General features: G+C 71.4%; 12 protein-coding genes. 9 read left to right on the forward strand and 3 right to left on the reverse strand.

Annotated elements, in window-relative coordinates:
* The first annotated feature begins 268 nt into the window (after window positions 1-268).
* From OG381_RS15355 to sucB, 3 genes are all read left to right on the forward strand, one after another.
* Window positions 269-1789, forward strand: a complete 1521-nt coding sequence (locus OG381_RS15355) for a leucyl aminopeptidase (protein WP_327716662.1) — start codon at window positions 269-271, stop codon at window positions 1787-1789.
* A gap of 483 nt (window positions 1790-2272) precedes the next feature.
* Entirely contained in the window at window positions 2273-3661 is a 1389-nt protein-coding gene (lpdA, locus tag OG381_RS15360) for a dihydrolipoyl dehydrogenase (RefSeq protein ID WP_327716663.1), read from the forward strand.
* Window positions 3662-3728: 67 nt separating this feature from the next.
* The gene (gene sucB, locus OG381_RS15365) at window positions 3729-5507 is read left to right on the forward strand and encodes a 2-oxoglutarate dehydrogenase, E2 component, dihydrolipoamide succinyltransferase (RefSeq protein ID WP_327716664.1); all 1779 of its coding nucleotides are present in this window, start codon (window positions 3729-3731) and stop codon (window positions 5505-5507) included.
* A gap of 64 nt (window positions 5508-5571) precedes the next feature.
* Here the strand turns inward: sucB and OG381_RS15370 are convergent, their stop codons facing one another.
* Window positions 5572-6243, reverse strand: coding sequence for a hypothetical protein (locus tag OG381_RS15370; protein ID WP_327716665.1), 672 nt, complete (start codon window positions 6241-6243; stop codon window positions 5572-5574).
* Between the two features lie 286 nt (window positions 6244-6529).
* On the opposite strand from OG381_RS15370, the gene OG381_RS15375 reads away from it, so the two are divergent.
* The 5 genes from OG381_RS15375 (at window position 6530) to OG381_RS15395 (ending at window position 12358) form a co-directional block, all read left to right on the forward strand.
* Window positions 6530-7162: a GntR family transcriptional regulator gene (locus tag OG381_RS15375; RefSeq protein WP_327716666.1), complete on the forward strand. Its 633-nt coding sequence runs from the start codon at window positions 6530-6532 to the stop codon at window positions 7160-7162.
* 314 nt (window positions 7163-7476) lie between these two features.
* Window positions 7477-10182 (forward strand): pyruvate dehydrogenase (acetyl-transferring), homodimeric type, encoded by a 2706-nt coding sequence (gene aceE / locus OG381_RS15380; RefSeq protein ID WP_327716667.1) that lies wholly within the window; start codon window positions 7477-7479, stop codon window positions 10180-10182.
* Between the two features lie 63 nt (window positions 10183-10245).
* The gene (locus tag OG381_RS15385) at window positions 10246-11223 is read left to right on the forward strand and encodes a helix-turn-helix transcriptional regulator (RefSeq protein WP_327716668.1); all 978 of its coding nucleotides are present in this window, start codon (window positions 10246-10248) and stop codon (window positions 11221-11223) included.
* 56 nt (window positions 11224-11279) lie between these two features.
* Window positions 11280-11798 (forward strand): DUF4240 domain-containing protein, encoded by a 519-nt coding sequence (locus tag OG381_RS15390; protein WP_327722466.1) that lies wholly within the window; start codon window positions 11280-11282, stop codon window positions 11796-11798.
* Window positions 11799-11818: 20 nt separating this feature from the next.
* Window positions 11819-12358, forward strand: coding sequence for a carboxymuconolactone decarboxylase family protein (locus OG381_RS15395; RefSeq protein ID WP_327716669.1), 540 nt, complete (start codon window positions 11819-11821; stop codon window positions 12356-12358).
* 3 nt (window positions 12359-12361) lie between these two features.
* Here OG381_RS15395 and OG381_RS15400 read toward each other — a convergent pair whose 3' ends face one another.
* On the reverse strand, window positions 12362-12574 hold the full coding sequence (locus OG381_RS15400; protein WP_327716670.1) for a hypothetical protein: 213 nt from the start codon (window positions 12572-12574) through the stop codon (window positions 12362-12364).
* 221 nt (window positions 12575-12795) lie between these two features.
* Between OG381_RS15400 and OG381_RS15405 the strand changes: the two genes are divergently transcribed.
* Window positions 12796-13923 carry a lipid II:glycine glycyltransferase FemX gene (locus OG381_RS15405; protein ID WP_327716671.1) on the forward strand — a complete coding sequence of 376 codons (1128 nt, stop codon included), beginning with the start codon at window positions 12796-12798 and terminating at the stop codon, window positions 13921-13923.
* 52 nt (window positions 13924-13975) lie between these two features.
* Here the strand turns inward: OG381_RS15405 and OG381_RS15410 are convergent, their stop codons facing one another.
* The gene (locus OG381_RS15410) at window positions 13976-14899 is read right to left on the reverse strand and encodes a peptidoglycan recognition protein family protein (protein ID WP_327716672.1); all 924 of its coding nucleotides are present in this window, start codon (window positions 14897-14899) and stop codon (window positions 13976-13978) included.
* Window positions 14900-14911 lie beyond the last annotated feature (12 nt).

A 14911-nucleotide genomic window follows, 5' to 3' on the forward strand; every position in this document is an offset into this window, starting at 1 on the left:
CGATGCGCTCACCGGAACACGAGGAGTGTGACTGAGCTCACCGGGAGTAAGGATCGAGAACTGGCCTTGACGCCACTCACAGGTGAACGCCCGTAGGAATGAGCGAACCAGCCATACGCGCGTAGGCTCGTTCCGGGTGTTCATCGACGGGGTGAAGGCCCCGGTCGATGCCGCCCCCGGACACGGTCCTAGGGTCGGCTGTCGGGCCCGGTCGACCCACCCACACTCGACCAACTGAACTTCACATCGGAAGCGAGATTTCACCACCGTGACTGCTCTCACTCTCAGCACCGCCGCGGCGCCCGGCCTGCGGGCCGACGCGATCGTGATCGGTGTCGCCAAGGGCGCGAAGGGCCCGGTCGTCGCCCCGGGCGCCGAAGCTGTGGACAAGGCCTACGACGGCAGCCTCGCCGGCGTCCTGGAGACCCTCGGTGCCTCCGGCGCCGAGGGCGAGGTGACGAAGCTGCCGGCGCCGTCCGGCTTCAAGACGCCCCTCGTGGTGGCGGTGGGGCTCGGCCCCGAGCCCGAGAAGGACGCCTCCTTCGACTCCGAGGCGCTCCGCCGGGCCGCCGGCGCCGCAGCCCGCGTGCTGACCGGCGCCAAGAAGGCCGCCTTCGCGCTGCCGCTGACGGACGCCGCCGACGCCGGCGCGATCTCCGAGGGCGCCCTCCTCGGCGCGTACTCCTTCGACGCGTACAAGGAGAGCGCCAAGGACCCGAAGAACGGCAAGGCGCCCCTCGCCGAGGTCGTCCTCCTCGGCGGCAAGCCGCGCGACAAGGCGTACAAGGCGGCCGTGGAGCGTGCCCTCGCGGTCACCGAGGAGCTCAACCGGGCCCGTGACCTCGTCAACACCCCGCCGAACGACCTGTACCCGGAGGCCTTCGCGGCCGTCGCGCAGGCCGCGGCCAAGGAGCACGGCCTCAAGGTGCAGGTGCTCGACGAGAAGGCCCTGCTCAAGGGCGGCTACGGCGGCATCCTGGGCGTCGGCGGCGGTTCGGAGACGCCGCCGCGGCTGGTGAAGCTGTCGTACACCTCCTCCAAGGCGAAGAAGCACCTCGCGCTCGTCGGCAAGGGCATCACGTACGACTCGGGCGGCATCTCGCTGAAGCCGGCCGGTCACAACGAGACGATGAAGTGCGACATGAGCGGGGCGGCCGCGGTCTTCGCCGCCATCGTGGCCGTCGCGCGGCTCGGTCTGGAGGTGAACGTCACCGCGTGGCTGGCGCTCGCCGAGAACATGCCGTCGGGTTCCGCCGTGCGCCCCGGTGACGTGCTGCGGATGTACAGCGGCAAGACCGTCGAGGTGCTCAACACCGACGCCGAGGGGCGGCTGGTCCTCGCGGACGCGCTGTGGGCCGCCTCCGCGGAGAAGCCGGACGCGATCGTCGACGTGGCGACGCTGACCGGCGCGATGATGCTGGCGCTGGGCAACCGGACGTTCGGGATCATGGCGAACGACGACGCGTTCCGCTCCGCGGTGTACGAGGCCGCGGCCGAGGTGGGCGAGCCGTCGTGGCCGATGCCGCTGCCGGAGCACCTGCGCAAGGGGATGGACTCCCCCACCGCCGATATCGCGAACATGGGTGAGCGGATGGGTGGCGGGCTGGTCGCGGGGCTGTTCCTGCGGGAGTTCGTGGGCGAGGGCATCACGTGGGCGCACCTCGACATCGCCGGCCCGGCCTTCAACGAGGGTGGGCCGTTCGGGTACACGCCCAAGGGAGGCACGGGTACCGCCGTGCGGACGCTGGTGCGGCTGGCGGAGCTGACTGCCGCGGGTGACCTGGGGTGACGTTCGCCTAAGAGCTCGGTGCCTTCGGGGCGCGGGCGACTGCGGGACCGTCGTGGCCGGTCGCGCAGTTCCCCGCGCCCCTGAGTGCGTCGGTGTCCCGTACGCCCCGACAGACCCGGCACCGGTCGCGCCCGCGCGGCGGAGCCGCACATCGACACAGCCCCGCGCCCCTGAGTGCGTCGGTGTCCCGTACGCCCCGACAGACCCGGCACCGGTCGCGCCCGCGCGGCGGAGCCGCACATCGGCACGGCTCCGCGCCCCTGGGTGTCTCACGGTGACCGCTGCCTCGGAGTGAGGTGCTCACATGTGAGCGTGTGGTGTCTCACACCCCGGCCCGGCGTCTCGTTCTCCTCCGACAAGTGCGAAGATGGCACTCGGCAGGACAGGGCCCCCACCACAGGGCCGAAGAAAGAGCGGCCGGACACCAGCCGCCGCGCGGTCATGGACGACCGGCGTACGGCGCACATGCATGGAGGACGTGACGTGGCGAACGACGCCAGCACCGTTTTCGACCTAGTGATCCTCGGCGGTGGTAGTGGCGGTTACGCCGCGGCCCTGCGCGGGGCGCAGCTGGGGCTTGACGTCGCCCTGATCGAGAAGGACAAGGTCGGCGGTACCTGCCTGCACCGAGGGTGCATCCCCACCAAGGCCCTGCTGCACGCGGGCGAGATCGCCGACCAGGCCCGCGAGAGCGAGCAGTTCGGCGTGAAGGCCACCTTCGAGGGCATCGACATCGCCGGGGTCCACAAGTACAAGGACGGCGTGGTCTCCGGGCTCTACAAGGGCCTGCAGGGTCTGGTCGCCTCCCGCAAGGTGACGTACATCGAGGGTGAGGGCCGGCTGTCCTCCCCCACCTCGGTCGACGTGAACGGCCAGCGCATCCAGGGCCGCCACATCCTCCTCGCGACCGGCTCCGTGCCGAAGTCGCTGCCGGGCCTGGAGATCGACGGCAACCGCATCATCTCCTCGGACCACGCCCTCGTCCTGGACCGTGTGCCGAAGTCGGCCATCGTCCTCGGCGGCGGTGTCATCGGCGTCGAGTTCGCCTCCGCCTGGAAGTCCTTCGGCACCGACATCACGATCATCGAGGGTCTCAAGCACCTCGCCCCGCTCGAGGACGAGAACTCCTCCAAGCTTCTTGAGCGCGCGTTCCGCAAGCGCGGCATCAAGTTCAACCTGGGCACCTTCTTCCAGAAGGCCGAGTACACCCAGGACGGCGTCAAGGTCACCCTCGCCGACGGCAAGGAGTTCGAGGCCGAGCTCCTGCTCGTCGCCGTCGGCCGTGGCCCGGTCTCCGCCGGTCTCGGTTACGAGGAGCAGGGCGTCGCGATGGACCGCGGCTATGTCCTGGTCGACGAGTACATGCGGACCAACGTCCCCACCATCTCCGCCGTCGGTGACCTGGTCCCGACGCTCCAGCTCGCGCACGTCGGCTTCGCCGAGGGCATCCTGGTGGCGGAGCGTCTGGCCGGTCTCAAGGCCGTCCCGATCGACTACGACGGTGTCCCCCGCGTGACCTACTGCCACCCGGAGGTCGCCTCCGTCGGTATCACCGAGGCCAAGGCCAAGGAGATCTACGGTGCGGACAAGGTCGTCGCTCTGAAGTACAACCTGGCGGGCAACGGCAAGAGCAAGATCCTGCAGACCGCGGGCGAGATCAAGCTCGTCCAGGTCAAGGACGGTGCCGTGGTCGGCGTCCACATGGTCGGCGACCGCATGGGCGAGCAGGTCGGCGAAGCCCAGCTGATCTACAACTGGGAGGCGCTGCCGGCCGAGGTCGCCCAGCTCATCCACGCCCACCCGACGCAGAACGAGGCGCTCGGCGAGGCTCACCTGGCACTGGCCGGCAAGCCGCTGCACGCTCACGACTGACCCTCGGTCGACGAAGCGACTTCGCGACGACACAGACTTCCGCAATTCGTAAGGAGCAACCGAAACCATGGCGGTTTCCGTAACCCTTCCGGCGCTCGGCGAGAGCGTCACCGAGGGCACTGTCACCCGCTGGCTGAAGGCCGAGGGTGAGCGAGTAGAGGCCGACGAGCCGCTGCTCGAGGTGTCGACCGACAAGGTCGACACCGAGATCCCCTCCCCCGCCGCCGGCATCCTGGCCTCCATCAAGGTCGCCGAGGACGAGACGGTCGAGGTCGGCGCCGAGCTGGCCGTCATCGACGACGGCTCGGGCGCGCCCGCCGCCGCCCCTGCCCCCGCCGCCGAGCCCGAGCCCGAGCCCGCCGCGGCTCCGGAGCCGGCCGCCGCGGCCCCCTCCACCGAGCAGGCCGCTCCGGCGCCCGCTCCCACCGCCGAGGCCGCCACCGGCGGCGGCTCCGCCGAGGGCACGGACGTCGTCCTGCCCGCGCTCGGCGAGTCCGTCACCGAGGGCACCGTCACCCGCTGGCTGAAGTCGGTCGGCGACTCCGTCGAGGCCGACGAGCCGCTGCTCGAGGTCTCCACGGACAAGGTCGACACCGAGATCCCGGCGCCCACCTCGGGTGTGCTGCTGGAGATCACGGTCGGCGAGGACGAGACCGCTGAGGTCGGCGCCAAGCTGGCCGTCATCGGTGCCCCGGGTGCGGCTCCGGCCGCTGCCCCGGCTCCCGCCGCTCCGGCCCCGGCTCCGGCCCCCGCCGCTCCGGCTCCGGCTCCGGCTGCCCCGGCCGCCCCCGCGGCTGCGCCGGCCCCGGTCGCCGCTGCCCCGGCTCCGGCCGCCCCGGCCCCCGCGCCGGCCGCTCCGGCTCCGGTCGCCGCCGCTCCGGCCGCGCCCGCCGCCACCGCGGGTGACGACGGCGCCTACGTGACCCCGCTGGTGCGCAAGCTCGCCGCCGAGAACGGTGTCGACCTGGCCACCGTCAAGGGCACCGGCGTCGGCGGTCGTATCCGCAAGCAGGACGTCGTCGCCGCCGCCGAGGCCGCGAAGGCCGCCGCCGCTGCTCCGGCTCCGGCCGCTGCCGCTCCGGCCGCCCCCGCCGCCAAGAAGGCGCCGTCCCTGGAGGCCTCCCCCCTCCGTGGCCAGACCGTCAAGATGCCGCGCATCCGCAAGGTCATCGGCGACAACATGGTCAAGGCGCTGCACGAGCAGGCGCAGCTGTCCTCGGTCGTCGAGGTCGACGTCACGCGTCTGATGAAGCTCCGCGGCCGGGCGAAGGACTCCTTCGCCGCCCGCGAGGGCGTCAAGCTCTCCCCGATGCCGTTCTTCGTCAAGGCCGCGGCCCAGGCGCTGAAGGCGCACGCGCCCATCAACGCCAAGATCAACGAGGGCGAGGGCACGATCACCTACTTCGACACCGAGAACATCGGTATCGCGGTGGACTCCGAGAAGGGCCTGATGACCCCGGTCATCAAGCACGCGGGCGACCTCAACATCGCCGGCATCGCGAAGGCCACGGCGGAGCTGGCCGGCAAGGTCCGCGCCAACAAGATCACGCCGGACGAGCTGTCCGGCGCGACCTTCACCATCTCCAACACCGGTTCGCGCGGTGCGCTCTTCGACACGATCATCGTGCCGCCGGGCCAGGTCGCGATCCTCGGCATCGGCGCCACCGTCAAGCGCCCGGCCATCCTGGAGACCGAAGAGGGCACGGTCATCGCCGTCCGCGACATGACCTACCTGACCCTCTCCTACGACCACCGTCTGGTGGACGGCGCCGACGCGGCCCGCTACCTGACCGCGGTCAAGGCGATCCTGGAGGCGGGCGAGTTCGAGGTCGAGCTCGGCCTGTAAGCCTTAAGGAAGCAGTACCTGTACGGTGCCCCGCCCGGAGCCTTCCGGACGGGGCACCGTCATGTCACCGGGGCGTCAGCCGCTTGTCCGACCAGCCCCAGAGCAGCTCGACCCATACGTTCGGGACGGACAGCTTGTCGGCGCGGGTGAGTCCTTCCGTGCGGTACGCCTTCAGGACGTCGTACGTCGCGTCGAGGCAGTCCCGGGAGGTGAGGTCACCGGTCTTCGGGTCGAACCCGACGAGGAAGCCGCGGGACTCGACGGTGCGGATCATCGCGCGGGCGGCGTTCACGTCGTGCGTCGAGGAGTCGGTGCAGCGGTAACGGCTGTACGGGTGCTCGGAGTTGCCGGGGTAGTGAGAGTCGCGGGACATCTCGCGAAGCATGCGGTCGTACGAGCCCTCGGCGTGCCAGGCGCCGATGTCGCCGCCCGGCGGGGTGTAGAGGCCGGCGCTCGGGTTCTCGACGGCGCCGTAGACCCAGCGGTTGGTGCCCGCGACGCGGAAGCCCCAGCCGACGTGCCCGAACTTCTGGGCGCCGTCGGGCTTGACGAAGACGCAGGCGCCGCCGGAGGTGCTTGCGCCCGCCGTACCGGTGACCGCTGCCGAGCTCTCGGGCTTCGCCGCCGCCCGCGTGGCCGTGGACGTCTGCCGGCAGCCCGTCACGCCCAGGACCATGCCGATCACGGCCGCCGCGGCCGTCCAGCGAAGTGCTCCGCGTCGTCCTTGGTTGTTCATGCCATCCCCCGATGGTTGGTGCCAGGGGGCGCCCCTCGCGGCCACTCCCCTGCCGAACGCCACGGGGAGCGGGCTCCCGGGGTTCCCGCGGTGACACGGCGGTGACCGCTCCGGGCCGGACCCGGTACGGGTCTTTACAGGGGGAGCCGCCCTGTGGAGCGTGTAAGTCTCGTCTCACCTGCATGAAAGCGCCCCCGTGCGCCCCTCGGGAAAGCGCGTGCGGCCTTATTGTCTAAACGTCAAACGCCCCCGGGGCCGATGGGCGGCCCCTCCCTAAGGAGCACTCATGACCGCGCCCGTCGTCCACTCGCTGCGCGAACAGATCCGCGAGCACATCGTGGAAGGGATCGTCAGCGGTCGCTGGAAGCCGGGCGAGCGGATCGTGGAGCGACGGATCGCCACCGAGCTGGAGGTCAGTCAGACCCCCGTCCGGGAGGCGCTGCGCGAGCTGGAGTCGCTGCGGCTGATCGAGTCGGCGCCCAACAAGGGCGTGCGGGTGCGGAACCTGACGGCGGCCGACCTGGAGGAGAGCTACCCGGTCCGGGCCGGTCTGGAGGCGATCGCGGCGGAGCTGGCGGCGGAGCGACTGGCGCAGGACTGCTCGGCGCTGGAGCCGCATGTCGCCGCGCTCTACGAGGCCGACCGCGCGTCCGACGGGACGGGACAGGTGCGGCACACGGTGGGCTTCCACCGGGAGATGGTCCGCGCGGCCGGCAACTCCGTCCTCCTGCATACCTGGGAGGGGCTCGGCATCGAGGTCTTCACGGCCCTGTCGATCCGCTGGCTGGGCACGGTCCAGCAGTCGTACGCGGAGGAGCACGAGGAGCTCGTGCAGGCGTTCCGGCGCCAGGATCCGCGGATCGCGGAGCTGGTGAAGGCGCATGTGCTGGGCTGTGCGCCGCGGCACGAAGCCGACTAGCCGGCCCGGGCCCGCACCCCTGGCCAACCGAGCAGGCCCTCGCTCAAACGCACTCTCACCTGCAAGAACACCGGCGCGACAACGTCACCCCGTGCCACCGCCGGAGGCACCCCGTGCCTACTTTCTCGTAATCGAGAGGTTTTGCCCTTCAACCCTTTGATCGATCATCGATCAGGGAGTTACAGTCGCCGACGGGCCTCTACCGAGGCTGACGGCCTCTCCATCGAGGCTTGAGCCCTGTCCTGCCAAAGACCTAGGGCAACCCCGAACCCTTGCCGATGAGGGAACCCCCTTCGACTGAGGAAGGCGGCGACATGACCGACCCCTACGCCATCCAGCCGAGCGAGCTCGACCAGCTCCCGGACCGTGACCCCGAGGAGACCGCCGAATGGCAGGCCTCACTGGACGCGGTCGCCAAGGCTGCCGGCCCGCACCGTGCCGCGTACCTGATGCGCCGCACGCTGGAGCGCGCGGAGGGCAACGGCATCGCGCTGCCCAAGCTGCTCGAGACGGACTACGTCAACACCATCCCCACCTCCGCCGAGCCGTCCGCGCCCGGTGACGAGGAGATGGAGCGGAAGATCACCGCGTGGAACCGCTGGAACGCGGCCGCGATGGTCACCCGCGGCTCCCAATACGGCGTCGGCGGCCACATCGCCACCTTCGCCTCCGCGGCCTGGCTCTACGAGACCGGCTTCAACCACTTCTTCAAGGGCAAGGAAGCCGACGGTTCCGGCGACCAGCTCTACATCCAGGGCCACGCTTCCCCCGGCATCTACGCCCGCGCCTTCCTCGACGGCCGGCTCGACGAGCGGCAGCTCGACAACTTCCGCCGCGAGTCGGGGGGCAACGGTCTGCCGTCCTACCCGCACCCGCGCCGGCTGCCCTGGCTGTGGGAGTTCCCGACCGTCTCCATGGGTCTGGGCCCGCTCTCCGCGATCTACCAGGCGCGCTTCAACCGCTATCTGACCGCCCGCGGCATCAAGGACGTCTCGGACTCCCACGTCTGGGCCTTCCTCGGCGACGGCGAGATGGACGAGCCCGAGTCGACGGCGGCACTCGCCCTGGCTTCGCGTGAGGGTCTCGACAACCTCACCTTCGTCATCAACTGCAACCTCCAGCGCCTCGACGGCCCGGTCCGCGCGAACTTCAAGATCGTGCAGGAGCTGGAGGCCCAGTTCCGCGGCGCCGGCTGGAACGTCATCAAGACGCTGTGGGGCACGGCCTGGGACGAGCTGTTCCAGCTCGACACCACGGGTGCGCTCGTACGACGGCTCCGCGAGGTACCGGACGCGCAGGTCCAGACGTACCAGACCCGTGGCGCCGCCTACATCCGCGAGGACTTCTTCGGCAAGGACCCGGCGCTCGCCGAGATGGCGAAGCTGCTGAGCGACGACAAGATCCTCGAGTGTTTCCACCTCTCCCGCGGTGGCCACGAGGCACGCAAGGTCTACGCCGCCTACAAGGCCGCCGTCGAGTTCAAGGGTGCCCCGACGGTCATCCTGGCCCAGACGGTCAAGGGCCACACCCTCGGCGAGGGCTTCGCGTCGAAGAACGCCAACCACCAGATGAAGAAGCTCTCGGTGGACGAGTTCAAGACCATGCGTGACCTGCTGGAACTGCCCATCAAGGACAGCGACTTCGTCGACGGGGTCGTGCCCTACGGCCACCCCGGCGCCGACTCCCCCGAGGTCCGCTACCTCCAGGAGCGCCGCGCCGCCCTCGGCGGCCCCGCCCCGGCCCGCCGTACGCACGCGCTCGCCCCGCTGCCCGCCCCCGCCGAGAAGGCCTTCGCCTCCTTCGACAAGGGCTCCGGCTCCCAGAACGTGGCCACCACCATGGCCTTCGTCCGTCTGATCAAGGACCTGGTCCGCGACAAGGAGACGGGCAGGCGCTGGGTGCCGATCGTCCCCGACGAGGCGCGCACCTTCGGCATGGAGAGCCTCTTCCCGTCCCTGGGCATCTACTCCCCCAAGGGCCAGACGTACGAGCCGGTCGACCGTGACCAGCTGATGTACTACAAGGAGGCCAAGAACGGCCAGATCCTCAACGAGGGGATCACCGAGGCCGGTTCGATGGCCGACTTCATCGCCGCGTCCACCGCGTACTCCACGCACGGCGAAGCGATGATCCCGTTCTACATCTTCTACTCGATGTTCGGCTGGCAGCGCACGGCCGACCAGATGTGGCAGCTCGGCGACCAGCTGGGCCGCGGCTTCCTGGTGGGCGCGACGGCGGGCCGTACGACGCTGACGGGCGAGGGCCTGCAGCACGCGGACGGTCACTCGCCGGTGATCGCGGCGACGAACCCGGCGTCCCTGACGTACGACCCGGCGTTCGCGTACGAGGTCGCGGCGATCGTCAAGGACGGTCTGCGCCGGATGTACGGCGAGGCGGCCCCGGGCGAGGACCCGAACGTCTTCTACTACCTCACGGTCTACAACGAGCCCATGCCCCAGCCGGCCAAGCCGTCCGGACCCGGCGTCGACGAGGGCATCGTCAAGGGCCTGTACCGCTTCAACACGGCGGAGTCGGCGGGCCTGGACGCGGCCGCGGCGAACGCCCCGCGCATCCAGCTGCTGAGCTCCGGCACGGCGATCCACTGGGCCCTCAAGGCGCAGCGGCTGCTGGCCGAGGAGTGGGGTGTGGCCGCCGACGTGTGGTCCGCGACCTCCTGGACCGAGCTGCGCCGCGACGCGCTGGAGGCCGACGCGGCCCTCCTGCGCGGCGAGGAGCGGGTGCCGTACCTCCGTCAGGCGCTGCACGGCGCCGAGGGCCCGGTGCTGGCGGTCTCCGACTACATGCGCCAGGTCCCGGACCAGATCGCGCAGTGGGTCGAGCAGGACTACTCGTCGCTCGGTGCCGACGGCTTCGGCCTCTCGGACACCCGCGAGGGGGCCCGCCGCCACTTCGGCGTCGACGCCGAGTCCATCGTGGTCGCGGCCCTGGCCCAGCTCGCCCGGCGCGGCGAGGTCAAGGCGACGGCGGTGAAGGAAGCGCGCGAGAAGTACGGCCTGTAGGTCTGTGACGGTTGTGTGAGGGGGCCCCCGCTTCGGCGGGGGCCTCGTTGCATCATGGGCTGTATGCGTGCCGCCCGCCTCATCAAGATGGTCCTGCTCCTCCAGTCCCGGCCCTCGATGACCGCCGCCGAACTGGCGCGGGAACTGGAGGTGTCCGAGCGGACCATCACCCGGGACGCGCAGGCGCTGTCGGAGGCCGGGGTCCCGGTGTACGCGGACCGGGGACGGGCCGGGGGCTACCGGCTGATCGGCGGGTACCGAACCCGGCTGACCGGGCTGGCCCGGGGCGAGGCGGAGGCGCTGTTCCTGTCCGGTGTGCCCGGGGCGCTGCGCGAGATGGGCCTGGAGGACGCCGCCTCGGCCGCCCGTCTGAAGGTCTCCGCCGCGCTGCTCCCCTCGCTCCGGGACGCCTCCAAGACGGCGGCCCAGCGCTTCCACCTGGACGCCCCGAACTGGTGGAGCGAGCCGAAGACGCCCGAGCTGCTGCCCGCGCTCGCCGACGCGGTGTGGGACGACCGCCGGGTCACCGCCCGCTATCGCAAGGGGGCGCAGGAGGTCGAGCGGGAGCTGGAGCCGTACGGGCTCGTGCTGAAGGCGGGGGTCTGGTACCTGTGCGCGCGGATTCCCGACCCCGGCTCCTTCCGGGTGTACCGGATCGACCGGTTCACGACGGTGGAACCCTCGACGGACCGCTTCGAACGCGACGAGGAGTTCGATCTCCCCGCCTTCTGGGAGGACCAGGCGGAACGGTTCGCGCGGTCGATCCTGCGGGCCGAGGTCGTCGTCCGGCTGTCACCGGAGGGGGCGCGCCGGCTGCCGTACGCCCTGGCCGACCGGGTCTCCACCGGTGAGGCGCTGGAGCGGGCGGGGGCGCCTGACGCGAACGGCTGGGTGACCGTGACGGTCGCCGTGGAGTCGGAGAAGGTCGCCCGTACGCAGCTGTTGTCGCTGGGCCCCGAGGTGGAGGTGCTGGCTCCGGAGGGTCTGCGGGCCTGTTTCGCCGAGGACGCGCGCCGTCTGGCCGCCCTGTACGGGACATAACAATCCGCCGCACTCCACGTGCGCCTCACCCGTCCAGGGCCGATGCTGGACCCGTGATGGACGAGACGGAGTTCTGGGAGCTGGTGGACGCCGCCCGTGAGGCCGCCGAGGGCGACCCCGAGGAGCAGGCGGACCTTCTCATCGACCGGCTCCTCCAGATGGACCCCGAGATGGTCCTGGACTTCGCCCGTCACTTCGAGGCCCGCTACAACCGCGCGTACACCTGGGACCTGTGGGGCGCGGCCTGGGTCCTGCTCGACGGGGCCGGCGACGACACCTTCGACTCCTTCCGCTGCTGGCTGATCGGTCAGGGGCGCGAGGTGTACGAGGGTGCCGTGCACGCGCCCGACTCACTGTCCGACCTCCTGGACGACTTCGACGAGGAGATCGACGGCGACGGGGAGGAGCTGGGGTACGCCGCCGACGAGGCGTACGAACAGCTCACCGGCGTCACCGTCCCCGACCTCGGAATCCCGCCCGCGCCGTCGGAGCCGGAGGGGACACCGGTCGACTTCGAGGACGAACGGGTGCTGTCGGAGCGGTATCCCAAGCTGTGGGAGCGGTTCAGGGGCTGACGTCTACTTCAGGGGGAACCATGGCTCGCATCCCGTACCCGGAACATCCCGCCGACGGCGTCGGGAAACTTCCCGTGCCGCTCAACGCCTTCCGGATGCTCTCGCACGCCCCGCCGCTCACGGACACGGCGATCGACATGGGCCTGGCGGTCCTGCTCGAGTCGACGCTGCCCGTCCGGCTGCGCGAACTGGTGATCATGGCGGTGGCCGCCGGCACGGAGTGCGCGTACGAAGCCGCGCAGCACCGGCCGATCGCGCTCAACTCGGGCGCTACGGAAGCCCAGTTGACGGCCATCGCCGAACTGCGCCCCAACGGGCCCGAGTTCGACGCGGCGGAGTCGGCCGCGGTCGCGGCGACCTTCGAACTCGTCTCCCGACACACCCTGTCGGAGGACGGGTTGACCGCTCTGCGCGCCTCCTTCACCGACCGCCAGGTCGTCGAGATCGTCACGACGGTGGGCTACTACATCATGCTGGCGGGCCTCATGAACGGCCTCGGCGTGGACGTCGACCCGTCCGGGGAACAGTTCCTCGGCCTGACGGGCGACGGACCCGGGTGAGGCTCAGACCGCGGTCGCGCGCCTGCGGGTCGTGTCCGTCGGGATGTACGCCTGGGTCTGGTCGGCCTTCAGGACCACGTGGTGCATCGGGGCCGCGTTCGCCTGGTCGAGGGCGGAGGCCGTGACGGCGGCCGGACCGAGGACGACGGCCACGGCGGCGCAGAGAGCCGCCCAGGGACCGCGGGACATCTTGGTGCCGGCGTGACTGCTGTTCATCTTCCCCACCTCCAGTCAGTGCGTGTGCCACGACGGTAGGGCGGCAGTTTCGGGGTGATCCATGAGCCGCCTACGAGGAACCTGTGAACGGACCGGGCAGCGCCGCGGGCGATCCGGTGACCGACGTCACGGAACACGTCCGGAAGGTTCACCTTTGAACTCTTGACCGGTGCCGTGATCCCCGGCGTACCGTGGCCGCCCCGAACAGGAGCACCCTGCCCATGACCAGCCCGGACGTGCGGGAGATCTCACGCGAGGAACATCTCGCCCATCTGCGGCTGCATCCCGACGCGAGCCATCTCCAGATCCCCGAGTGGGGCGACGCGAAGCCGGACTGGCGGGCGGAGAGCGTCGGCTGGTTCGAGAGCGAGGCGCTGGTCGCGGCGGCGCTGGTGCTGTACCGGCCGCTGCCCGGGACGCGGCGCTTCCTGGCGTACCTCCCCGACGGGCCCGGGATCGACTGGCGGGACCCCCGGCTGGAGCGCTGGCTGGACCCGCTCGTCGCCCATCTGGAGGCACGCGGGGCGTTCTCGGTACGGATCGGGCCGCCCGTCGTCGTACGGCAGTGGGATCCGGGGACCGTCGCGACGGGGATCGCCGACCCCGCCGTACGCCGTCTCGACGACCTGTCCGCGGCCGCCATCGACGGGTACGCGCTGGACGCGGCCGAGCGGCTGGGGCGGCTCGGGTGGCGGCGGTGCGCGGAGGGCGACGGGAACGGTTTCGGGCTCGGTCAGCCGCGTTACGGGTGCCTCGTCCCGCTGGAGGGACGCACGGCGGACGATCTGCGCGAGGGCCTCGCCCCGCACTGGGAGCAGTCGTTGCGGACGGCCGAGGAGGCGGGGGTCCGGGTCTCCTGGGGCTCCGCGTCGGATCTGCCCGACTTCCACCGGCTGTATGTCTCGACCGCGGCGCACGACGGCTTCAAGGCCCGGCCGCTGGACTACTTCCGCCGTCTGTGGAAGGCCCTGAACGCCGAGGACGACGACCGGGTGCGGCTCTATCTCGCCGAGTACGACGGCATCGTGCTCTCCGCCGCGCTCATGATCAACGTCGGCTCGTGCGCTTGGCACTCCTACGCCGCGTCCGGGCGCCAGGGGCGTCAGCTGCGGCCCAGCAGCGCCTTGTTGTGGCGGATGATGAACGACGCGCGGTCGGCGGGCTGCGAGACGTACGACCTGCGGTCCATCACCCCCGCCCTCACCGAGGACCGGCTGCTGGGGCGCCTGCGCTTCAAGACGGGCGCGGGCGGCTACGCCGTGGAGTACCTCGGCGAGTGGGAACGGCCCGTGGGCAGCCAGGGCAAGGTGCTCCAGCGGGCCCTGCGGGCGTACCTCGGGCGCCGGTGAGCCGGTCGGCGACGACGGACGCTCGCGGTGTTCCCGGCGTGGGCCGGGGCGGCTACCCGGACGGTGGGCGGCCCGCCTGCGGTCCGGGCCCGCGGCTGTCCGGCGCCGGAGCCGTCCGGGTCGCAGGGAGGCGTCCCTGGAGGCGGGCCGCCGTCTGTCTGATCTCCGGGAGGCGGGCCGAGAGGGCCGCGCCGGGGCAGCTGGTCATGTAGCCGTCCTCGTGGCCGGCGACGGCGGGGAGGGCGGCGCTGGTGCCGGCGGCGTAGCGGCTGAGGCCGTTGCTCGATGTCAGTTTCACGGTTCGGCGCGGGTCCACGTCCGCGAGGCCCAGCTTCCAGGCCGCCAGCGAGGCGATGGCGTCCGTCATCGCCTGCGGCACCGGGACGCCCGCCGTGAAGGTGCCCAGGGCCGCGATGCCGGAGGTGCGGTGGTTGAAGCCCTGGGTGTGGGCGCCGGTGACGGGGCGGTCGACGCCTCCCGCGCGGCCCTCGTAGATCGTGCCGCAGCGGTCGACGAGGAAGTTGTAGCCGATGTCGTCCCAGTCGCGAGCGCCGATCTGGCCGGCGGCGAGGTAGCGGATGATGCGGGGCACGTCGGCGCAGTCGTAGGTGTTGGGCGAGTCGGTGTGGTGGATGAAGACGGCGACGACCTTGTCGTCGTAGCGGGCCGGGGGCGGGGTGAGGGCGGCCTTGTTCGCCTCGCCCGTACCCGAGGCCCAGACCGTCCTCGGCACGATGCGCGGCTTCACCGCGTGGTGCGGTGCGGGGCGGGCCGCGAGGGGGTGCGCTGAGCCGGCCCCGGCGCGGCGCTCGACGCCGTTCGCGCAGAGCACGAGGACCACGATCGCCGCCAGCCCGGGGACACAGGCGAGCAGCAGCAGGACTCCGGTCGGCAGCCGGCTCCTCCGGCGCGGCGCCCGGGTCCGTATGCGGACCGGTCGCCGCCGTCGTATGCCCCGCGCTCTTCGGACACGCATGGTCCCACTCTC

The organism is Streptomyces sp. NBC_00490 (assembly GCF_036013645.1).
Classification (GTDB): domain Bacteria; phylum Actinomycetota; class Actinomycetes; order Streptomycetales; family Streptomycetaceae; genus Streptomyces; species Streptomyces canus_F.

Bases quoted from the DNA above. Each gene is read 5' to 3' on its own strand.
- OG381_RS15390 (WP_327722466.1), top strand. From the start codon at position 11,280: ATGGACGAGACGGAGTTCTGGGAGCTGGTGGACGCCGCCCGTGAGGCC.
- OG381_RS15410 (WP_327716672.1), bottom strand. From the start codon at position 14,899: ATGCGTGTCCGAAGAGCGCGGGGCATACGACGGCGGCGACCGGTCCGC.
- aceE (WP_327716667.1), top strand. From the start codon at position 7,477: ATGACCGACCCCTACGCCATCCAGCCGAGCGAGCTCGACCAGCTCCCG.
- OG381_RS15395 (WP_327716669.1), top strand. From the start codon at position 11,819: ATGGCTCGCATCCCGTACCCGGAACATCCCGCCGACGGCGTCGGGAAA.
- OG381_RS15400 (WP_327716670.1), bottom strand. From the start codon at position 12,574: ATGAACAGCAGTCACGCCGGCACCAAGATGTCCCGCGGTCCCTGGGCG.
- OG381_RS15385 (WP_327716668.1), top strand. From the start codon at position 10,246: ATGCGTGCCGCCCGCCTCATCAAGATGGTCCTGCTCCTCCAGTCCCGG.
- sucB (WP_327716664.1), top strand. From the start codon at position 3,729: ATGGCGGTTTCCGTAACCCTTCCGGCGCTCGGCGAGAGCGTCACCGAG.
- OG381_RS15375 (WP_327716666.1), top strand. From the start codon at position 6,530: ATGACCGCGCCCGTCGTCCACTCGCTGCGCGAACAGATCCGCGAGCAC.
- OG381_RS15405 (WP_327716671.1), top strand. From the start codon at position 12,796: ATGACCAGCCCGGACGTGCGGGAGATCTCACGCGAGGAACATCTCGCC.
- OG381_RS15370 (WP_327716665.1), bottom strand. From the start codon at position 6,243: ATGAACAACCAAGGACGACGCGGAGCACTTCGCTGGACGGCCGCGGCG.